The 20,945-nt window shown below is 48.0% G+C and carries 22 protein-coding genes, 1 pseudogene and 1 riboswitch; of the genes and pseudogenes, 13 read left to right on the forward strand and 10 right to left on the reverse strand.

Features of this window, described 5'->3' with window-relative positions; translation table 11 throughout:
• Positions 1-20: 20 nt before the first annotated feature.
• The 4 genes from SB847_RS12240 to SB847_RS12255 all read right to left on the reverse strand — a co-directional run bounded on the left by SB847_RS12240 (position 21) and on the right by SB847_RS12255 (position 3,422).
• Entirely contained in the window at positions 21-1,763 is a 1,743-nt protein-coding gene (locus tag SB847_RS12240) for a HAMP domain-containing sensor histidine kinase (RefSeq protein ID WP_224443370.1), read from the reverse strand.
• The gene (locus tag SB847_RS12245; protein WP_070082352.1) at positions 1,760-2,479 is read right to left on the reverse strand and encodes a response regulator transcription factor; all 720 of its coding nucleotides are present in this window, start codon (positions 2,477-2,479) and stop codon (positions 1,760-1,762) included. The genes SB847_RS12240 and SB847_RS12245 overlap by 4 nt, the downstream gene beginning before the upstream one ends.
• 173 nt (positions 2,480-2,652) lie before the next feature.
• Positions 2,653-2,889: a sigma-O factor regulator RsoA gene (rsoA, locus tag SB847_RS12250; protein ID WP_003151778.1), complete on the reverse strand. Its 237-nt coding sequence runs from the start codon at positions 2,887-2,889 to the stop codon at positions 2,653-2,655.
• A complete protein-coding gene (locus SB847_RS12255; RefSeq protein ID WP_087920805.1) occupies positions 2,886-3,422 on the reverse strand; it encodes a sigma-70 family RNA polymerase sigma factor in 537 nt (178 codons plus the stop codon). Before SB847_RS12255 ends, rsoA begins: the two co-directional genes overlap by 4 nt.
• A gap of 242 nt (positions 3,423-3,664) precedes the next feature.
• Here SB847_RS12255 and SB847_RS12260 point away from each other — a divergent pair, with 242 nt between their 5' ends.
• The 3 genes from SB847_RS12260 to SB847_RS12270 all read left to right on the forward strand — a co-directional run bounded on the left by SB847_RS12260 (position 3,665) and on the right by SB847_RS12270 (position 5,587).
• A complete protein-coding gene (locus SB847_RS12260; RefSeq protein ID WP_012118419.1) occupies positions 3,665-3,820 on the forward strand; it encodes a YvrJ family protein in 156 nt (51 codons plus the stop codon).
• A 117-nt stretch (positions 3,821-3,937) separates the two neighbouring features.
• Positions 3,938-5,098, forward strand: a complete 1,161-nt coding sequence (locus SB847_RS12265; protein ID WP_003151773.1) for an oxalate decarboxylase family bicupin — start codon at positions 3,938-3,940, stop codon at positions 5,096-5,098.
• 66 nt (positions 5,099-5,164) lie between these two features.
• Positions 5,165-5,587: a YrvL family regulatory protein gene (locus tag SB847_RS12270; protein WP_375004491.1), complete on the forward strand. Its 423-nt coding sequence runs from the start codon at positions 5,165-5,167 to the stop codon at positions 5,585-5,587.
• Between the two features lie 36 nt (positions 5,588-5,623).
• On the opposite strand, the gene SB847_RS12275 is transcribed toward SB847_RS12270, so the two are convergent.
• Genes SB847_RS12275 through SB847_RS12285 form a run of 3 tightly spaced genes read right to left on the reverse strand, consistent with a single transcriptional unit; the run spans position 5,624 to position 8,493 of the window.
• Complete coding sequence (locus SB847_RS12275; RefSeq protein ID WP_007613715.1) at positions 5,624-6,427, reverse strand: ABC transporter ATP-binding protein; 804 nt, start codon at positions 6,425-6,427, stop codon at positions 5,624-5,626.
• 18 nt (positions 6,428-6,445) lie between these two features.
• Complete coding sequence (locus SB847_RS12280) at positions 6,446-7,456, reverse strand: FecCD family ABC transporter permease (protein ID WP_410563467.1); 1,011 nt, start codon at positions 7,454-7,456, stop codon at positions 6,446-6,448.
• Positions 7,456-8,493, reverse strand: a complete 1,038-nt coding sequence (locus tag SB847_RS12285; protein ID WP_172401312.1) for a FecCD family ABC transporter permease — start codon at positions 8,491-8,493, stop codon at positions 7,456-7,458. The genes SB847_RS12280 and SB847_RS12285 overlap by 1 nt, the downstream gene beginning before the upstream one ends.
• 247 nt (positions 8,494-8,740) lie before the next feature.
• Between SB847_RS12285 and SB847_RS12290 the strand changes: the two genes are divergently transcribed.
• Both SB847_RS12290 and SB847_RS12295 read left to right on the forward strand, forming a co-directional pair.
• Positions 8,741-9,679 carry an iron-hydroxamate ABC transporter substrate-binding protein gene (locus tag SB847_RS12290; protein WP_012118425.1) on the forward strand — a complete coding sequence of 313 codons (939 nt, stop codon included), beginning with the start codon at positions 8,741-8,743 and terminating at the stop codon, positions 9,677-9,679.
• Positions 9,680-9,697: 18 nt separating this feature from the next.
• Positions 9,698-9,802, forward strand: a pseudogene (locus SB847_RS12295) (class I SAM-dependent methyltransferase); the annotation flags it as partial.
• Between the two features lie 51 nt (positions 9,803-9,853).
• Here the strand turns inward: SB847_RS12295 and SB847_RS12300 are convergent.
• Together SB847_RS12300 and sspJ are read right to left on the reverse strand one after the other, a co-directional pair.
• Positions 9,854-11,266 (reverse strand): amino acid permease, encoded by a 1,413-nt coding sequence (locus SB847_RS12300; RefSeq protein WP_014418866.1) that lies wholly within the window; start codon positions 11,264-11,266, stop codon positions 9,854-9,856.
• Positions 11,267-11,376: 110 nt separating this feature from the next.
• A riboswitch (Lysine riboswitch) is annotated at positions 11,377-11,557 on the reverse strand.
• A 122-nt stretch (positions 11,558-11,679) separates the two neighbouring features.
• Positions 11,680-11,820: a small acid-soluble spore protein SspJ gene (gene sspJ, locus SB847_RS12305; protein WP_007410034.1), complete on the reverse strand. Its 141-nt coding sequence runs from the start codon at positions 11,818-11,820 to the stop codon at positions 11,680-11,682.
• Positions 11,821-12,003: 183 nt separating this feature from the next.
• Between sspJ and SB847_RS12310 the strand changes: the two genes are divergently transcribed.
• Complete coding sequence (locus tag SB847_RS12310) at positions 12,004-12,486, forward strand: metal-dependent hydrolase (RefSeq protein ID WP_003151759.1); 483 nt, start codon at positions 12,004-12,006, stop codon at positions 12,484-12,486.
• Between the two features lie 42 nt (positions 12,487-12,528).
• Positions 12,529-14,385: an LTA synthase family protein gene (locus SB847_RS12315; RefSeq protein ID WP_410577879.1), complete on the forward strand. Its 1,857-nt coding sequence runs from the start codon at positions 12,529-12,531 to the stop codon at positions 14,383-14,385.
• A gap of 30 nt (positions 14,386-14,415) precedes the next feature.
• Here SB847_RS12315 and SB847_RS12320 read toward each other — a convergent pair whose 3' ends face one another.
• The gene (locus SB847_RS12320) at positions 14,416-15,342 is read right to left on the reverse strand and encodes a substrate-binding domain-containing protein (RefSeq protein WP_410577881.1); all 927 of its coding nucleotides are present in this window, start codon (positions 15,340-15,342) and stop codon (positions 14,416-14,418) included.
• A 117-nt stretch (positions 15,343-15,459) separates the two neighbouring features.
• On the opposite strand from SB847_RS12320, the gene modA reads away from it, so the two are divergent.
• From modA to SB847_RS12350, 6 genes are all read left to right on the forward strand, one after another.
• Positions 15,460-16,257, forward strand: coding sequence for a molybdate ABC transporter substrate-binding protein (gene modA / locus SB847_RS12325; RefSeq protein ID WP_410577883.1), 798 nt, complete (start codon positions 15,460-15,462; stop codon positions 16,255-16,257).
• Complete coding sequence (gene modB, locus SB847_RS12330; protein WP_032876534.1) at positions 16,238-16,921, forward strand: molybdate ABC transporter permease subunit; 684 nt, start codon at positions 16,238-16,240, stop codon at positions 16,919-16,921. Before modA ends, modB begins: the two co-directional genes overlap by 20 nt.
• A gap of 94 nt (positions 16,922-17,015) precedes the next feature.
• Positions 17,016-17,663 (forward strand): response regulator transcription factor, encoded by a 648-nt coding sequence (locus SB847_RS12335; RefSeq protein WP_038459814.1) that lies wholly within the window; start codon positions 17,016-17,018, stop codon positions 17,661-17,663.
• Between the two features lie 5 nt (positions 17,664-17,668).
• Entirely contained in the window at positions 17,669-18,772 is a 1,104-nt protein-coding gene (locus SB847_RS12340; RefSeq protein WP_410578026.1) for a sensor histidine kinase, read from the forward strand.
• Positions 18,773-18,891: 119 nt separating this feature from the next.
• Positions 18,892-19,827, forward strand: a complete 936-nt coding sequence (locus SB847_RS12345) for an ABC transporter ATP-binding protein (RefSeq protein WP_007613736.1) — start codon at positions 18,892-18,894, stop codon at positions 19,825-19,827.
• A 23-nt stretch (positions 19,828-19,850) separates the two neighbouring features.
• Complete coding sequence (locus SB847_RS12350; protein WP_224181126.1) at positions 19,851-20,945, forward strand: ABC transporter permease; 1,095 nt, start codon at positions 19,851-19,853, stop codon at positions 20,943-20,945.

The raw sequence follows: 20,945 nt of genomic DNA on the forward strand, positions 1-20,945 counted from the left end.
CGACAAAGCGGCGTCCAAACTTAATCTTTTTTAAAAAGAATCGTAATCACCGTTCCGGCGCTGATTCTGCTGTTGACATGGATGGTTCCGTTATGAAGGTGTACCAGCTCCTTGGCAATGGCGAGTCCGAGTCCCGTTCCTTCTGACGGGCCTTTCGTATTCGTTCCCCGGTAATAACGGTTAAACAGCTGGTGAATCGTTTCGTCGTCCATTCCTCTTCCGTTATCTTTCACTTTCAGAATGAGCTGTTCGGCTGATTCCTCAAGCACGACCCGAATGGCGGTCCCTTTCTTATTATGCTTAACCGCGTTTGCCAGCAGATTCTCCAGAACACGGCGGAACCACGCTTCATCAATGGCGAAAAGAATGTCTTCCTTTTTGGTTTCAAAGGCGATGTCATAGCCTTCCGAGAACGTGTTTTTCGTGAAATCGTTCGTGACGTTTCTGATAAACGGCACGACGTTGATCAGCCGCCGTTCGATCGGGAGGGCCGCGTTTTTGAGACGGTATGTTAAGTTTAAGTCCTCAATCAGCTTCGACATATATTCTGATTTTTCCCGGACGATCTGCCCCATCTCTTTGACTTCTTCCGGGGTCCAGTCGTATTGCTTCGATTCAAGCATCATGCTGTAGCCGTAAATCGTGCTCAGCGGGGTTTTTAAGTCATGGCTCAGCCCGGCGATCCATTCTTCCCTTGTCGCCTGGATTTTTTCTCTGTTTTTCTTATCCCGCTTCAGCGTGTCGGTCAGCTGATCCATCGATTCGAAAATCTCGGCGAAAAAGCGGAACGGCTGCTTTGTTTTGCCTTTTTTGTTTTTGCTGACCGGCTGTCCTTTGCGGTTCTTCGGTTCTTCAAGCCGGCCCTTTGATAAATTGACGAGCCATTTGATGGTATGAAACAGCGGCCAGCCGAAACGGAAAGAGTACCAGATGGTCAAGATGCAGATCATAAATACCAGGATTCCGATCAAGAGGAAGAGGGTTTTCATCACATTTCTCAAAAATGATTTGTTAAACTCGTGATCGGGGATGTACACGGGGTTCGGCACCGACGCGACCATCCATTTCGTTTTATCGAGTCTTTTAAAAGAAATTTCCCGTTTGTAATTCCACGGCTTGGAACTGTATTTCAGCAATTCAAGCTCATTGACGGTGTTCCGTTCTTTTTTCGTGCTGTTGATATCCCCGAGCAGTCTGCCGCTGTCTTCGAGAAGGTAGACCGCCCCTTTTTCCCGTTTAATATAATCAACCGTGCTTTTTTTATATTGAGAAAGGGAAGCGAGGGATGGCTCCTGTGATTCGATGTAAGTGAGAAGCTGCTCACTGGCGGATTTCCAGCCGAACAGAATCAAATAGGTCTCATCATTTATCGTGACCGTCCAGTAATTCAGCTTGTAGTTGTCAAAATTCCGGTACTGGTAAATGGATAAGAGGTCTTTTCTGCTGTAATGGCTCGGCACGTCTTTCGGCACTCTGTACGCGTAGTCCGTTTTTTCTTTGTCATTAATGATCTGCAGCCAGCCCTTCTGCTTTCTGACCGACATCTTTAAAAATTCATCGACATCCCATGTGCCGTCTTCGTTTTTATCAAGCCACGCTTCAAACGAGTCTGCCGTCGCTTTGGTCAGTCCCGCATTGGCTTCCGCTTCGCTGAAACGCCAATCCAAATAGAAGAAAGAAGCGACGGCCAAAACGGACATCAGCAGGATGACAAGCAGAAGCTGTCCGAAAAAGTGGAGCAGAAATTTTCCGCGCATTCTCATGAGCGGGTTCCTTTTTCTCCTTGATCGGGAATAAACCGATAGCCGAGGCCGCGCACCGTTACAATATAGGACGGATTGCTGGGGTCTTTTTCAATCTTTTCTCTGAGCTTGCGGATGTGAACCATGACGGTGTTGTTGTCGCCGTAAGACGGATATCCCCACACTTTTTCATAGATCTGATCTTTAGAGAGCACCACATCAGGATGTTCACAGAAATATTGAAGCAATTGCAGAAGCTGTGCGGAGCAGCTGACGGGCTCGCCCCCGACGATCAGCTCGGCGTTTTGCGGCGAATAGGAAAAATGGCTGTATGAATACGTCTTTACCGCCGTTTTCTCTTCGCGCTTATAGGTTCTCTTTAACGTCGCTCTGATCCGCGCCGCCAATTCGAGCGGATTAAACGGCTTTGTTATATAATCGTCAGCTCCCAATGCAAATCCTGACAGCTTATCCGCATCAGAAGAACGGGCAGTCAGAAAAAAGATCGGAGCGTCGGTATAGTTCCGGATTTCGGTGCATGCTTCAAAACCGGACATGCCTTCCATCATCACATCCAGCACGAGCAGATCCGCGGATTCATGTTTAACAAACTCAATCGCTTCCTCAGCGCTTCCGGCTGTCTTAATGTTGTGATAGCCTTCTTTGACGAGAACGCGTTTGACCATATCAACGATCGCCTTCTCATCGTCTACAATTAAAATTGACGCATTTTCCACCTTGGACGTTCCTTTCTCTTTGTTTTTTTCATCATATCATTATATGGATAAGATTTGGTACTTTTTTAGTGCGGAGGTCTTGCGGGGAAACAGAAAAGAAAAACGAGACCGGACATCTCTTCTCGTTTTTCTCACGTTGTCAGAGCGGAATATCCATCATTCCGCCGCTTTTGTCAGGAGCTTTCATTTATAAGATGAAGTATAAATTCCCAAAAACCCGGCACTTCCTGGCATAACAGCATGTCCGCTTTTTCAACTATTTTAATCTTCAATTCTTGTTCAAGGTCTTCTCTTTCCTGGTATGATGTATTGCTCAGTTTTTTTTTTATCATTGGCGAAAAACGCGAAATCAAAAGTTCCATTTCGTCGGTATCTGTGTTCTCTTTGTTGAAGTCAAATGGCCCGTTCACTGCTTATTTTCCCCCTTTTTTTGCTTGTCCAGCTGCTTTCTGAGATTATCGAGCCCTTTTTTATGAATATTAGAAATGTTCTGCCGTGATTCACCCAGCGACTCGGCAATCTCCTTCATCGTCGCTCCGTGAAGATAAATATTCGTCAGCACGCTTTTTTGTTTATCGGTTAACGTCTGAAGCGCTTCGTATAAATCACGGTTTTGGACATGCTGGCTCAAATCCCCCTGCTTCCGCAGAAACTCTTCATACGCGTCTTTTCCCATTTCATAGGGAAGCGCTTCACCTCCCTCCGGCTGATCCACCGTCAGCGGATAGCGCTTCTGATTTTTACGGATGCGTTTGTCAAAATCGATGGAGAAAATCCGGATCATAGAGTTCATATATTTGATGATCCGGATTTCCTTATAAAACTGCTTAAAATGGTCGTCCAATGATTTTGCATCCTTCTCGTCTGAATGTTCCAGCACATTTTTAAATTTCTCGTAATGCTTTGGGTCACTTAAAAAATGTTTAACGATCGGATGTTTCATAATTTCCTTGCATTTTGACCGTAAAAGAACTTGATAGTCCATAAAACCGCCCCCTATTTAAATTAAATGAAAGAAAGCAAAAAAAAGTAAACTACTCCTTTCCGACTAAGATTCCGCACTCCTTATGTCCCGGATTTACCGGAACAAAAAAAAGACCCTCAACCGCGATATCAGGTTTACAGGAGCCGCTCTTTCTTTCACTTATATACATGACTGCAGGTCAAGTCAGGAGGTGGCTGATAATGGATCAGGTTTTTATAGAAGAAGCGGTCAGACAGATCGGCAATCTCGGCTTTCCGGCTCTGATTGCCATGTATCTTCTCACACGGTTTGAGAAGAAGTTTGACGCCCTGATCGAACTGATGACGGAACTGAAAGATCAGAAAATGAAAAATTAATTTTCACACGAAGTTGACTTTTCATCGGAACGCATCACTTAACAAAGCAGAAGGGAAAACGAAAGGCCTTTCACATTCTCTTTCTGAAAAAACAAAGCTTGAGAGGAGACGATTTACATGTCAAAAGAAAACAACTGCAATATCCCGCAGCCGATCAGAGGAGACAAAGGGGCGACCGTCACGATTCCGCGCAACCTTGAAAGAGACCGCCAAAATCCGGATATGCTGACGCCGCCGGAAACGGATCACGGCACAGTGGATAATATGAAATTCTCTTTCTCAGATGTGCACAACCGGCTGGAAAAGGGCGGATACGCGCGTGAGGTGACCGTTCGCGAGCTGCCGATTTCTGAAAATCTGGCATCTGTCAACATGCGTTTAAAACCGGGCGCCATCCGTGAACTGCACTGGCATAAAGAAGCCGAATGGGCATATATGCTGACGGGCAAAGCACGGGTCACGATCGTTGATGAACAGGGACGCAGTTTTATCGATGACGTGAAGGAAGGAGATCTGTGGTACTTCCCGTCAGGCCTGCCGCACTCCATTCAGGCGCTGAAAGAAGGCTGTGAATTCCTCTTGGTTTTTGATGACGGTTCCTTCTCAGAAAACAGCACATTCCAAGTGACTGACTGGCTTGCCCACACGCCGCTTGATGTCATCGCCAACAATTTCGGGGTTTCAGAAAAAGACCTCGCCGGCCTGCCTCGGAAAGAAAAATACATCTTTGAAGAGCCGGTTCCCGGGAAGCTGAAAGACGACATTGTGGAAGGCCCGAACGGCGAAGTGCCTTATCCGTTCACTTACCGCCTGCTCGATGAAGGTCCGACTGCTGAGACGGACGGCGGCAAAGTATATATCGCGGATTCCACAAACTTCAAAGTGTCCAAAACGATCGCTTCAGCGCTTGTCGTAGTCGAACCGGGCGCAATGAGAGAGCTGCACTGGCATCCGAATACGCATGAATGGCAGTATTATATTTCCGGTAAAGGGCGGATGACGGTTTTTGCATCGGACGGCCATGCAAGAACATTTAACTATCAGGCCGGGGATGTCGGTTACGTTCCGTTCGCAATGGGCCACTATGTGGAGAATTTGGGGGATGAGCCGCTCGTCTTCCTGGAAATCTTCAAGGATGACCACTATGCCGATGTGTCCCTGAACCAATGGCTTGCCATGCTTCCTGAGAAATTCGTCCAGCAGCATCTGGATCTGGGCAAAGACTTTACGGATATTCTTTCGAAAGAGAAACACCCTGTCGTCAAAAAGAAATGCTGAAGACACACACCGGCTTGCAGAGTTCCGTCTCTGCAAGTCTCCTCTGTGTGAAAAGGAGCTGAACAGATGATCAATCAAAACGGGACGAAAATGTTTTTTCTTCAGGTGCTCCGGTATGCCCTGGCAGCCGCTGCCGTATTATTCGGGTATTTTATCGTGATGATGGCCGTATTTTCATTAGCCGGGACGAGCTACGGATCGATGGCGTACGTCCTGCTTTTTTCCGTACTTTTTATTTTTCTCGGTTTATGTTTTGAACCGCTTGAGCGGCTGATGATACATAGCTTTACCTTTTTTGGGACGGGCAGGCTGCCTTTTCTCCTTTTAGCCAGCACCGTTCAGCTGCTGTTCCTCTGGATGACCGCGTATACGACGGATAAACTGATTGAAAAGATTTGGCTGTCAACGACGGAGGAGCTGATTGTGGCGGGGGTTTTTTTCGTTTTGGATAAATGCGTCTCCGGACAGAAGCAGACCCGGGCGCAATAAAAAAACGCAGGCCGGAATGGCTCTGCGTTTTTTTCATCATACCGTTGCGTTTTCATGCCGGATTAAATCGTAGGTTAAGCAGACCGGTTTGTTCGTGCGCGGATCTTTTACAATCTGTGCGTCAATCTGAAACACGTCTTCCAATATGCCGGGAGTCATGACTTCCTCCGCCGTTCCTTCCTTGATGACGCGCCCTTTTTTCAGGGCGATCATGTAATGGGAAAAACGGGCGGCATGGTTCAGATCATGAATGACCATTAAGATGGTGCGGCCCTGCTCCTTGTTTAATTTGTCCAGCAGCTGCAAAATTTCAAGCTGATGGGCGAGATCTAAATAAGTGGTCGGTTCATCAAGAAGCAGCAGCTCCGTTTCTTGAGCGAGCGCCATGGCGATCCACACACGCTGCCGCTGCCCCCCGGAAAGCGCTTCGATCGGCCGGTCGTAAAATTCGGCCATCCCCGTCTCTTCAAGCGCCCATTTGATCATGTCACGGTCTTTATCACTCAAACGGCCCATTCCGGACTGATGCGGAAACCTGCCGTAAGAAACAAGTTCGTACACCGTCAGCCCGCTCGGCGCTTCAGGCGTCTGCGGAAGAATTGCCATTTCCTTGGCGATGTCCTTCGTGGATTTTTGCATGATTGCCTGTCCGTTTAAATAGACGGCGCCGGATTTCGGTTTCATGATTCTTGACATCGTTTTGAGAACCGTCGATTTTCCGCAGCCGTTCGGACCGATCAGCGTTGTGATTTTTCCTTTCGGTATGGCGATATCCAATTCTTTCGCTATCAAACGGTCGCCATAACCGACAGTAAGCTGTTCCGCCGATAATGAGTTCATCGCGGCAGTCTCCTTCCTCTATTTCGTTTTCATCAGCAAATATACAAAATACGGCGCTCCGAGCACGGAAATCACCAGGCCGACGGGAACTTCGGACGGTGCAAGCACATTTCTCGCCAGCGTATCGGCAAGCAGAAATAAAAATGCGCCGATTAAAGCCGAAACCGGGATAAGCGTCTGGTGGCGCGGCCCGGTAAGCCTTCTGGCCAAATGCGGCGCAATGAGTCCGAGAAAAGCGATTCCGCCGGCTGCCGCAACACATGACGCGGTCAGGGCAACGGCGGACATCAGCAGAACGCGCCGCTCCTTTTCAACCCGGGTGCCAAGCCCCGCCGCCAGCTGATCACCGAGCTGGAGCACATTTAAATACCTGGCTTTATAGAGGCTGAACGGTAAAAGAACCAGCAGCCACGGCAAAATGGACAGCACCATTTTCCAATTGGCGTTCCAAATCGAACCGGAAATCCATACAAGCGCCTGCATGAAATCCCGCGGGTCCATTTTCAGCTGAAAAATCAAGAGAAGCGCATTAAACCCCGCATTGACGCCGATTCCGACCAAAACGAGCCGGACAGGTGAAACGCCTTTTTTCCAAGCCAGCACATAGATGAGCAGAGCAGCCAGAAAAGCCCCCGCCAAAGCGCTCACCGGAAGCAGCCATGTACTGGCCATGCTTAAATCAACAGCTGATCCTTGGAAAAAGAAGATAAACAGAACGACCGCCAAAGACGCCCCGGCGTTAATACCGAGAATGCCCGGCTCCGCCAAGTCATTTTGAGACACGCTTTGAAAAATCGCGCCTGAAACCGCGATTCCGGCGCCGACCAGCAATGACAGCACCATGCGCGGCAGTCTGAATTCAAATAAAACGAGCTGATCCCGGGCATCCCCCTGTCCGAAAAAGACACGCAGCGTATCAAGAGGCGCAATCCGGATCACACCCATGTTTAAACTGATAAAAAAGACGATGCATATGAGCAAAAACGTAACGGCCATGACCGCCAGCGGTTTTTTCGATTTTACATTCATTACAGCCCTCTCCTTTCCCTGCGCGCCAAATAAAAGAAAAAGGGAACGCCGATAAGGGCGGTTAAAGCGCCGACCGGTGTTTCAAACGGCGCATTGACGAGTCTTGCGGCAATATCACTGAAGACTAATAGAACGGCGCCGAATACCGCCGAACAGGGAATGATCCACCTGTAATCTACCCCGACTAAAAATCGGGTGATATGCGGAATCACCAAGCCGATAAAAGAAATGGCTCCGGCGACTGAGACTGAAGCCCCCGTCAAGAGGACAACGACAAACATTCCGATTACTTTCACAAGCGATGTGTACTGCCCGAGCCCTTTGGCCAGCTCCTCACCCAAGCTCAGCACCGTCACTGAGCGCGCAATCAGAAATGCCAGCAAAAGTCCGATAACACCGGCCGCCAACAGCAGCTGCACGCCTTCCCATTTCACGGAAGCGACTCCTCCGGCGTACCAGAACTTCACATCCTGGGCGACATCAAAACGGATCGCAATCGCGCTTGAAAGCCCCGTTAAGAAATAGCCGACTGCCGTACCGGCCAGCGCGAGCTTCACCGGTGTCAGACCGCCTTTTGAAAACAGGCCGATGCCAAACACAATAAGCGCTCCGATTCCCGCTCCCGCAAAGGACCACAAAACAAGCCCAGCGGCAGAGAGCCCCGGAAAAAAAGCAAATGCCAATGCGATCGCAAATCCTGACCCCGACGTCACGCCCATAATGGAAGGCTCAGCAAGCGGGTTCCGCGTCAGCCCCTGCATAATCGCCCCGGACACAGCTAAAAAAGCCCCGACGAGCGCGGCGGCGGCAGTTCTCGGCAGCCTCAGATCGCGTATGATTTGATGAGATGTATTTTGCGGCTGAAAGTGAAAGAGAGCATCCCACACCGTCCGCAGATGAATATCGGCAGCTCCGATGGAAACAGACAGAGCCGCGCCGATCAATAAAACCGCAATACCGGCACACAGCAGCACAGCCGCCCGGAATGAACGCGCCGTCCATTGGATTTCACTCCCTGATGCCCCTTGAGCCGTCATTGTCTGTTTCTTTTTCAATAGACCCAACACTCGTTCTTCCTTTCTCAAAACAAGAATGGTAATGATAATGATTATCAATGACTTGTTTCAGTATAGCACTTTTATCTTCTCTTTTAATAGACCTAATTTCATATAAAAAAAGAAAGTTTTTCTTAAAAAAGAGCGTGCTTCTCTATGAAAGCAGTGATATAATCACACTGATAATGATTCTCTTTATCACTAATTTTTATGAAAGAAGGAATGTCAGATGTTCCATACATACAAGAAAATCGGCGCAGCGCTGATTGCCATGCTGCTCATTGCCGCTTTGGCCGCATGCGGCAATTCTTCAGACACGAAAGGTTCTTCTGAAAAAGAAGAAACCATCACGTATAAAGCCGAAAACGGCAATATTAAAATTCCGAAGCACCCGAAACGGGTCGTCGTCATGGCTGACGGCTACTACGGCGACTTTAAACAGCTCGGCATCAATGTTGTCGGCGCGCCGCAAAACGTATTTAAAAACCCTTATTACAAAGGGAAAACAAAAGGTGTGACAAACATCGGAGACGGCACGTCCGTTGAAAAAATCATTGACTTAAAGCCGGATTTAATCGTTGTCTGGACGACACAAGGCGCCGATATTGAAAAACTGGAAAAAATCGCGCCGACAATCGCCATTAAATATGACAAGCTCAGCAACATTGATCAATTCAAAGAGTTTGCGAAAATGACAGGCACTGAAGATAAAGCAGACAAATGGCTGGCTGAATGGGATAAGAAAACCGCTGCCGCTAAAACAAAGGTTCAAAAAGCGGTCGGCTCAAAAACCATCTCCATCATGCAGACAAACGGAAAAGACATCTATGTATTCGGTAAAGACTTCGGCCGCGGCGGAAGCATCATTTATGACAAACTCGGGCTGAAGGCCACAAAACTGACGCAGGAAAAAGCCATTAATCAAGGGCCGGGCTACGCCAGCATTTCACTCGAGAAACTGCCTGACTTCGCGGGAGACTACATCTTTATGGGGCCATGGCAGGCCGGCGGTGACGACAAAGGCGTGCTTGACAGCTCAATCTGGAAGAACCTCGATGCCGTCAAACAAAACCATGTCTACCGCATTGATCCGATCGGCTTCTATTTCTCAGACCCGATCTCACTTGAAGGCCAGCTCGACTACATCACAAAAAGCTTAACGAAGTAACCCCGAAGCCGCTGTCACAGCGGCTTTTTATTATTCTTTACACTTGACCGTTTTTTCAGCGGACGCACTGACCATTTAACCGCATTCGAGACCATTCATTATATACACGCCGTCAAAACGTAACCCGCCGCCGCAAATAAAAAAGACATCTCACAGACGTGAGATGTCTTTTTGTCATACCGATTGTCTGTTGTTTGCAAATTTCTTTGAGACGAAAGGATATAACAGCAAACCGACGAAGAACAGCCCGATACCGAGAATAAAGGTCGTTAAATCGGCCGTTCCGGTAATAATGACGTAAAAAGAATAAATGCAGGCAAGGATGGCGATGATACCGTCTCTTACTCTTGAACCCTTTATCTCGTCATACGTTTCACCCGTAAAAATGAGCTTCAGGCTGTAAAACGCTGATACGAGATACGGAATCAGATAAGCGAGCGTTGCCGCCGTTGTTAAAAACGTAAATGCGTCACTGATCGTCCGGGAAATAACTGAAAAGATAAAGATCTGTGACATCACGTTCGTTACGATTAACGACACAACCGGGCTTCCCTGTTTATTCGTTTTTGCAAAAGCAGCCGGAAAGTCTCCTGATTTCGCCGCTTGATACGGAACTTCAGAGCCGAGAAGAATCCAGCCGAGCATCGTTCCGAACAGACACAAAATCGCCAGAATCGCCATGATGACGCTTCCCGCATTGCCGACGATCGCGTACAATACGTCAACAAACGGTTTTTCCGAGCCGACAAGCTTACCATGCGGAAGCACGCCCATCGTAATCAATGTTACGATGATATAGATGCTGAGCGCGATCAATAATCCGGTAATGGTGGCGCGTTTCACGTCGCGCTGCGAACGGGCGCGCCCGGATAAGATGACTGCCGATTCAATTCCGACGAACGCCCATAATGTTGAAATCGCCGCATTGTGGATCTGTCCGCCGATTCCCTCAACTGTGTGAGGACCTGTTTGAACCGGAAAATAAAAATGATCGAAAAACGACGTTTGAAACACAAATAAACCTGCAATGATAAAGAAGATAAATCCTAATACTTTTGAAAACGTCGTGACGAAATTTAATTTACTCGCACCGTTAATGCTGGTGACGAGAATCGTGTGAGTGCCCCATAATAAAACCGTACATACGGCAAACGTCAGCAGCTGGCCGAGCGTAACCGCCTGACCGCCGATCGAAAACATTTCACGCTTATCCGTTAAAATCGGGAAAAATGATGTTAAATATCCGGCAAGGCTCGTGATGATCGCCACGTTGCTGATCCAGCTCGCCACCCAGTAGCCCCACACCATCGTGAAGCCCGCTGCATTCCCTTTTTTCCGATCGCTGAACAGCGCACGCGCATAGCTTTGCGGCCCCGCCGTCAGTTCAGGCTTACGGATGGATAAGTGGCCGAAGACCAGCGCGATCATTAACACACCGGCTCCCGTTAAAAGCCATGCTGATGTAGCGCCGAACGGGCTCGCGATTTTTGCGAGCGTACTCGGAAGCGAAAAGATGCCCGAGCCTACCATATTTCCTACGACAAACGCCGTTAATAACCAAAAACCCCATTTTTTCGTCTGTTCCATTCCTGTACCTCCTGGTTGTTCATTCCTACGGACCAGACCCCGAGACCATATTTACACGCAAAAAAAGCCTGAACAAAAGTCCATGCTTAAAGAAACACACACACCCTTGATCTCCGGATAGCCCTCCGCGAAAAAGCACGCGGCAGTCCTGCACTTATTCAGATACAGTCCCAGCATAAAGAAGGATCGGCTTTCTTTACACTTCGGCGCTGATGCCTTTAACACATGTTTCGCGGCCCCTATCAGCCTGGCATGTGCGACTCATCATCAAGCGCAACCTCTACCTCACCGAGAAAGAGTGAGGATTTTTATCATTCAATTCTACTCAGAGGTTATCAGAGATAAAAAGATCTGTCAAAGGGAAAAATTAGATGGAAAACGGATAGAGCGTTCGCCCTACCCGTCTTATATGGTCAGCGGTTGTTTTTTTTCTTTTGAACAGCTTCTTGAAGCGGATCGTCTTTCAGAGCTGCACCGGCGTCTTCAAGCGCGCCTTGAATGACATTTTTGTTTTTATCGCTGTTTTTTCCTTTTTCTTTGTTAAAGAAAGCCATCTGTATCACCTCTTTATCAAATATAGGTACACCTATAATGTGTCTTTTTCCGCGGCAGAATATGCGGAATCCGCGTCTCCTTCCTTTTGGCGGAACAGGTAAAGTTTGTTGATCAAACATGCATTCTCTTGATATATTTGTAATTCAGGGGATTTTGGCAAAAATAAAAAGGAGAAGCGAAAAATGACAGGAAAAACACACATCATGGGAGGCATCGCTTCTTGTTCCGCAATTGCGTATTATTACGGGTATGATCCGGTCCTTATGACCTCAGCGGGTGCCCTCGGGGCGCTGATTCCCGACATATGCCATACGAAAAGCAAAATCGGCAGGACGCTGCCCGTTCTGTCCAAAATCGTTAGCACGGTGTTCGGCCACAGAACGTTTACACACAGCCTGCTGTTTATGCTTATTATGTTTTTCATTACGGCAACCTATATTCCGAATCCGAGCATTTCCGCCGGACTGATGATCGGAATGGCGAGCCATCTTGTGCTTGACGCATGGACCGTCAACGGCATTAAACTGCTGTTTCCGTCCGCCATCCGCTTCCGTCTTCCCCTTTATATGAGAACGGGGAGCTTTTCGGAGCAGCTTGTGCTGGCCGGCTTAACGATTGTATCCTGCTATTATTTATACGAACTGGTTCACGGCCGCATCTCTTAAACAAAAAGCGTCTTTTCGCTTTTAGGGTGAGGAGTCATACATATGAAGAAAACCTTTTTCAGCAATCATCGGTTTTTATGCCTGTCCATCCTGTTCATGTGGATGAAAACCTATGCCGTTTATAAGCTCGGTTTTGATCTGCAGAACAATTCGGTTCTTGAGGAATGTCTGCTTCTCATTAATCCGCTGAGCTTCATTGTGCCGCTGTTCGGCATCGCCCTGCTGCTGACGGAAAAAAAACAGCGGATCTTTCTGCTTGCGGCAAATGTGATGCTGACGGGAATTTTAATCGCGAATACGGTGTTTTACGGGTTTTATATTGATTTTATCACCATACCGGTTTTGTTTCAGGCGAGCAATATGGGTGATATGGGAAGCAGCGTCCAAGAGCTGTTTCACCCGCTTTACATCGCTTTATTTTTGGATATTGCGGTTTTGTTTTACCTTGGTAAAAGGCATAAAGCCGATAAAGGAAAAGCGGGCGACCGTACCGTTAAAGCGTATGCGTGGGCATCAGCCGGCCTCATGCTGTGCAACCTCGCACTGTCTGAGGCCGAGCAGCCGAAGCTGTTCAAGCACCCTTTTGATCGTGAAGCGCTCGTAAAAGGAATCGGCCTGTTCCACTTTCATTTGTATGACACCATTTCGCAGACGCTGAATGCAGGAGCTAAAGCGTTTGCCGATGAAGACAGCCTTGCGGCGGTCGCAAATTACACTCAAGCCGACTACAGCAGGCCGTCCGATGCAAAATTCGGGCTTGCAAAGGGGCGCAATGTGATTTTTGTTACGCTCGAATCAACACAGCGTTTTGTAATGGATGAGCGGGTCAACGGGCGGGAGATTACCCCGTTTTTAAATAAACTGCGGAAAAAAAGTTATAACTTCACTCATTTTTATCAGCAGACTGAACAGGGAAAAACCTCAGATTCAGAATTCATTACTGCGAATTCGCTGTATCCGTCTTCAAGCGGCGCCGTTTTTTTCACAAAAAGCGGCCACCGGTACAATACGATGTACCATATGTTAAAAGACCGTCAATACTATTCAGCCGTTCTGCATGCCAATCATAAAGCCTTTTGGAACCGGGATGAGATGTACGGGGCATTCGGAATCGACCGTTTTTTCGACGCGGATGAATTTAAGGTGACACAGGAAAATTCAACAGGCTGGGGCCTGAAGGATAAGGAATTTCTCGAACAGTCAGCGGAAAAATTAAAGAAGCTTCCGCAGCCGTTTTACGCGAGCCTGCTGACTTTGACCAACCATTTTCCTTTTGAAATTGAAAAACAGGATCAGCTCATTGAGGAACCGGACACAAGCAGCGATTTATTAAACCGCTATGTGACGACGGTCCGCTATGAAGATGAGGCCCTGAAACACTTTTTCAAGAAGCTGAAAAAAGAAGGACTGTATGACAACGCGATGATCGTCCTGATGGGAGATCATTACGGTATATCCGAAGCCCATAATCAAGGACTTGCCGAATTCTTAGGGAAAGAGGAAATCACTCCGTTTGATACGGTTCAGCTTCAGCGCGTGCCGTTTATCATTCATATTCCCGGGGTGACCGACCGTGAGCCGGAAACGATTGCTTCCGCCGCGGGACAGGTTGATGTAAGGCCGACGCTGCTTCACCTGCTCGGCATTGAAACGAAAGGCAGCATTCAGTTCGGCAATGATCTGTTTTCCGGAGAGCGGACCCCGTTTGCAGTGCTGAGAAACGGCAGCTTTATCACGGATGATCATATTTATACGAAAAATACGTGTTACAGCCGTAAAACGGGCGAACCGCTTTCTGACATGAGCGCGTGCAGCGATGAGAAAGAAAAAGCTGAACAAGAGCTGATGCTTTCCGATAAAATATTAAACGGCGACCTTTTGCGGTTTTATAAGCAATAAAAAAATCCCTCCGTTATATGGAGGGATTTTTCATGTTTCATATATGAGCCGTCCGGTCATTTTCGTATCATATCCGGATAATTGAGAAAGCTGAGACTTGAATTCCTCAGAATTGAGGATGTCTTGCACGCTTTGAACAAGCTCCCGGTTTTGTTTTAAGACGACCACATCGTACTGTTCACTGATCACCGGGATAAAGTCCGTGCCTGCCATATGCGCCGCATGCTGCGACCCGACTCCGATTTCCGCCTTTCCGCTTGATACTTGTGAAGCCGCTGACAGATGATCCGTGACAATGTCATGGTAGCCGGCGACATCAGACGGCGTAATGCCGAATGATCTGAGCTGTTCATCCAGCAGGACCCTAGCGCCTGATCCTTTTTCGCGATTGACGATACGGACATCCTTTCGGCTCAAGTCCTGAAAGCCCTGAATGTTCAGCGGATTGCCCTTTTTCACATATAATCCGGCCTGACGAAGCACGACATGAAAAAGCGCAAACGGCTCCCCTGAAAGAATGCGCTTCACATACGGGATGTTATACTGCCCCGTCTCCCCATCGTACAAATGCAGACTGACGATGTCACAAGCTCCGCGGTACATCTCGATCAGGCTGTTCAAACTGCCGCTGTACTTACGGAGCGGAGCCGCCTGTATTGTTTGTTCCAGCTGTTTGCTGAGGAGGTCCATCGACACATCCTGCCCGCTGATGATAACGGACTGCCTTTTTTCCGGCTCCCGCCCGCGGGACGGGTCAGGCGCTTCTGCTGCGGATGGCTTTTTTGACATTCTCATGTTTGCTTTATATTGTTTTAAGTCCTCTTCATCGACCCTCATCTGTCTTCCGACCCTGTACGCCGGAATGAGTTCTTTTTTTATCAAATCATATACTGTCAGTTTGGAGACCTTCAAAAGGCCCGCAACTTCTTCTATTGTATAGGAAGTGGCTTCTGTCATATTATCACGCTCCGTTTTTATTATAACTGTTCAGATATTGAAAAAAAACCGCACCATCACGTACAATTGCGTTATAATTAGTTTGATCTAATGATATTTAGCTATAAGGGGTGCACAATGTTGAAAAAGAAAGCGACACTACTCACAACTACGGCTATGGCCGTTTTCCTCGCAACTGCGGGCTGCTCATCCGGACAATCGTCCAAAGGCGGACAAAACGAAAAAGTCACGCTGACCGTTTCTGCGGCAGCCAGCGCTCAGGATGCACTTGAAGAAATCCAGACCAACTACGAAAAATCACATTCAAACGTAACCATTCAAGACAACTTCGGATCATCAGGCACATTGCAAAAACAAATTTCACAAGGCGCGGGAGCTGATTTATTCTTCTCGGCAGCCGAAGATAAATTCGAAAAGCTCGTTCATGACGGAGATATCGATAAAAAGGACAGCACGGGTCTTTTGAAAAATGATCTCGTCATGATCGTGCCTGAGAAAAACAGCGCACACCTGACACACCTGAATGACCTGAAAAAAGACAGCACGGAAAAAATCGCGCTCGGCACACCTGAATCCGTTCCGGCCGGACAATACGCCAAACAATCATTGACGGCATTATCCCTGTGGGACAAGGTAAAAGATAAAGTCGTCTATGCAAAAGACGTGCGCCAGGTGCTGTCTTATGTTGAAACCGGAAATGTCGATGCAGGGCTTGTCTATAAAACAGACGCGCTGATTTCGAAAAAGGTGAAAATCACCGATGAAGCGCCGGCGAAAACGCACGATCCGATCGTATATCCGCTCGGCATTGTCAAGGATACAAAGCACCGTAAAGAAGCAGAAGCGTTTTATCAGTATCTGCAGTCGGATGAAGCGATGAAAGTGTTTAAGAAATATGGATTTACTGCCAAGTAACATTACGGCTTCGGAGTTTTTCACCCCAGTCGTACTGTCGTTTCAGGTGGCTTTGGCGTCGGGCTTCGCCGTCATCATTCTCGGAACGCTTGCCGGCGCCTGGATGGCGAAAGCGCGATTTCCCGGAAAAACGGCTGTGGAGACGCTGTTTATGCTCCCGCTCGTTCTTCCGCCTACCGTTGTCGGGTTCATTCTCATTATCATTTTCGGAAAACACAGCTTTTTCGGCCGGGCGATTGAGCGGATTTTTCACCAGCCCGTCATTTTCACGTGGTCGGCCGCGGTGATCGCTTCGGCCATTGTCGCCTTCCCGCTTATGTATCAGTCCGCTAAAACGGGCTTCGCCGCGGTTGATGCCGACATCGAGGGAGCGGCGAAAGTAGACGGAGCCGGCAGGTGGCAGGTGTTCACCCGTATTTCCGTCCCGCTTGCCTTTCCCTCCCTCTTGACCGGAAGCATTCTCAGTATTGCAAGGGCGCTAGGTGAATTCGGGGCGACTTTAATGTTTGCGGGAAATATTCCCGGCGTCACCCAAACGCTGCCGACAGCGATTTACGTCGCGATGGACTCCGGCAATGAAACACTCGCCTGGGTGTGGGTGATCTGTATTGTGATCATTTCTTTTCTGATGCTGTTTTTCATACAATTGAAAAAACCCGCTTGACCGCTCCGCCTTCCGCGCACCTTTCGCCGGGAGGCTTTTTGATTTAAAATCGGATGGTATATAATGAAACAAAAAACACACAAAGGGTGCGGCCATGAAGATTAATGTCATTATCGCGGATGATAATTCTTTCATCAGAGAAGGAATGAAAATCATTTTGCATACATATGAGGAATTTACTGTATCGGCAACGTTGGAAAACGGATTCGAGGCGGCAGAGTATTGTAAACACAATCCCGTCGATATCGCCTTGTTGGACGTCCGCATGCCGGTGATGAACGGCGTCGAAGCCGCAAAACGGATCGCGGAGGAAACGGATACGAAGCCGATGATCCTGACGACATTTGACGACGATGAGTATATTTTAGAAGCGATTAAAAACGGCGCGAAAGGATATTTATTAAAAAATACCGAACCGGAACGGATCCGCGATGCGATCAAAAGCGTCTTCAACGGGCACAGCATTCTTCAGGACACCGTACTGGATAAAATAAAAGACAGCCTTTCCCGGCCGGCGGAAGCCGCGCATCAGATTGATGAAAGCCAGTTTACTGAAAGAGAGCTCAGCATCATGTCGCTTATTGCGAAAGGATTCTCGAACAGGGAAATTTCAAAACAGCTTTTCATTTCTGAAGGGACGACGGCCAATTATATTTCATCTATTTTAGGGAAAACGGGGCTTGAGCACAGAACGCAGATCGCGATTTATTATATCACCGGGAAGGTGGATAACGGGCGTTGAACGGTATGGATTTTTGGATGCTGATGAGCAGACTGATCGCCATTTTTTATACGGCTTTTTTGTTCGTATCGGCAGACCGCATTTACACACCGTACGCCGTCTTGTTTCTGCTGCTTTATCTGTCTTTGGGCATTGCGGTCTGCATGATCAGGCCGCCCGCTTGGAGGCGCGGGATCACCCTGCTGGCGCTGGCATTGACCGCCTCGCTTTCCGCCTTAGGCCACCCGGCGTTTCTGTTTCTTTTGCCGCCCGCCATTTTTGCCGTTCTTGCCGAATATCCGGTTCACCGCTATGTGTTCTGCCTGCTCGTGTTTTTGCCGTTTTTATTTATCCCGTACGGCGACCTTCCGACTTATATCGTCATGACCTTGTTCTGCTTGGCGATATTCGTTTTGGCCGCCCGGTCCAGCGACCGGCTGAAAAAATATGAAGAGCAGTCAGACAGCATGCGCTCAAGCATTGAAAAACTGACGAAACAGCTGCACAGCAGCACAGAATATATCAAACAATCGGAGTATACCGGCAAACTCGAAGAAAGAAACAGATTGTCCCAAGCCATCCATGACAAAATCGGCCATTCCATGACAGGCGCGCTCATTCAGATGGAAGCGGCGAAACGGATGCTCGGCTCCCATCCGGACAAAGCGGCTGAACTGCTCCAAAACGCCATTACCATTTCCAAAGAGGGCATAGAGGATATCCGCATTACGCTGAAAAATATGAAACCGCCCGCTGAACAAATGGGCATTCACAGATTAAGAACGTTTATTGATGAATTTTCGGCCAAAAACGGGATGCCGGTTCCGTTTACGCATCAAGGCGATTTGGACAGGCTGACGCAAATGCATTGGAGAGTCATTCAGGAAAACGTAACCGAAGCCTTGACCAATGCAATGAAATACGCCGATGCCACGCAGATTTTCATTGATATCCATGTGCTGAATAAAGCCGTGAAAGCGGAAGTGAAAGATAACGGAAACGGCGCCGTCCGCTTTAAAAAAGGCCTCGGCATGCTCGGTATGGAAGAACGGGCGGCCGTCCTGCAAGGAACCGTTATTTTTGACGGCACGGCCGGTTTTTCCGTCACGACATTGCTTCCGGTTGAATAAGTGAATGTTTTCATGTGAAAAATATGAAGATTCTCATGTCAAAGGAATGAACAGCTGCACTAACGGCCGTTCATTCTTTTTTTTATAATAAGAACATCACAAGACATAGAGGTGGAAACATGAACATTTTGGAGCTCAAACAGCTGAGTAAGAAATTCGGTGATTATACCGCCGTTGACCAAATGTCGCTTGCCGTAAAAGAAGGTGAGATTTTCGGGTTTCTCGGCGCAAACGGAGCCGGAAAAAGCACGACGATCAATATGATCTCAGGTCTTTTAAAACCTTCTGGCGGAGACATTCTGTTTCTCGGAAAAGATATTTTCAAATATAGCAAAGCAACGAAAATGAATATCGGCATCGTCCCTCAGGACCTCGCGATTTACGAAGAATTAAACGCCTATGAAAATGTGAAGTTCTTCGCCGGGCTGTACGGCCTAAGAGGGGCGGCTCTGAAAGAACGGGTCGAGGAAGCCCTGACATTCGTCGGCTTGAGCGATAAACACAAATATTTGCCGAAGCATTTCTCCGGCGGAATGAAACGCCGGCTCAATATCGCCTGCGCCCTTGCCCACCGGCCGAAACTGATCATCATGGATGAACCGACGGTCGGTATTGACCCGCAATCAAGAAATTATATTCTGCAATCAGTGAAAAAGCTGAATGAAATGGGCTGCACGATCATCTACACGAGCCACTACATGGAGGAAGTGGAAGAAATATGCACGCGCATCGCCATCATCGACCACGGAAAAGTCATCGCAGAAGGCACAAAAGAACAGCTGACCTCCATCATTACCGACACGAAGGACGTCGTGATTGAGCTGTCATCCGGAAACGGCATCAGCCTCGGCGATATTCAGGAGCTGCCCGGCGTCAGAGCCGCCGCACTGGAAGAAAACAGCGTGAAAATCAGCTCTGACACAGGGGTCAACAATTTAAACCGCCTGATCCGGTACTTCATGGACAAAGGAATTGAAATCCGCTCCTTGCAGGAACAGGCCCCTGACTTAGAAACGGTATTTCTCACGCTGACAGGCAGAAGCCTGCGCGACTGACCTCACTGAAAGGAGGATTGCAAATGAATATTCTGCACATCGCCGGGAAAGAAATCAAAATCAGTTTCCGCGACAGACGGACTTTTATTTTCATGCTTGCTTTTCCGATCGTCTTCATGCTGATTTTTACTGCGGCATTATCAAACGCCTTTGATTCAGAGGTGACGGTCGGGAACATCAAGGTCGTATATACGGACCAGTCAAACGGCCCTCTTTCTCATGATTTTACTGAGTTTATGAAAGCCGCCAAAAAAGAGCATGTCTATTTTCAAAAAGCGGACACGGAGGCAAAAGGCAAAAACGAGGTTCGAGAAAATCAGGCGGATGCTTTCGTCACTGTAAAAAACACCGGTTTTCAAGTCTTTACAAATGACCGGAGCGGCATAAACGGCACGATCGTCCAAGGCATGCTGACCGCTTTTACCAATCAATACAAAGCAGGCGCCGCCGCTTACAAGGCGCATAAGACGCCTTCCGCCGGACAAATCAAAAGCGATTATATGAAGCAGACGTCTTTACACAAAACGAAAGAACCGAAAGCGAAAGATTTTTACGCGATATCCATGACGACAATGATCGGGCTGTACGCCTCGATTTTTGCAAGCAGCTTATTCCGCGGGGAAAGAATACGGCACACCGCAGATCGCCTGATCGCCGCCCCGCTCCGGAAAAGCGATATCTTTCTCGGAAAGATGCTCGGCATTTTGGCTGTGAATGTTCTGACGATTCTTGCCGTTGTCGCCTTCAGCAAATTTATCTTAAAAGCGAATTGGGGCAGCCACATGGGCCTTGTGCTTTTGATTCTCGTTTCTGAAATTCTTTTGGCCGTCAGCTTCGGGCTCAGCCTGAGCTATTTGACCAGAAAACCCGAAAGCGCCAGATTAATCACCGTCATCATCGTTCAGGTGATGTCCATTATCGGCGGCGCCTATTACAAATATGAAGGCGGAGGAATTTCCGCCCTGTCGCCCTTATCCTGGATCAATAAGGCTATTAACAACATCATTTACGCAAATGATGTATCAGCGGCATGGCCTGCACTCGGTTTAAATACAGCATTGGCAGCACTCTTTTTGCTGATCGCCGCATTTACGTTTCAAAGACGGGAGGGACTGTAA

This window comes from Bacillus sp. SIMBA_026 (assembly GCF_046535335.1).
GTDB lineage: Bacteria > Bacillota > Bacilli > Bacillales > Bacillaceae > Bacillus > Bacillus velezensis.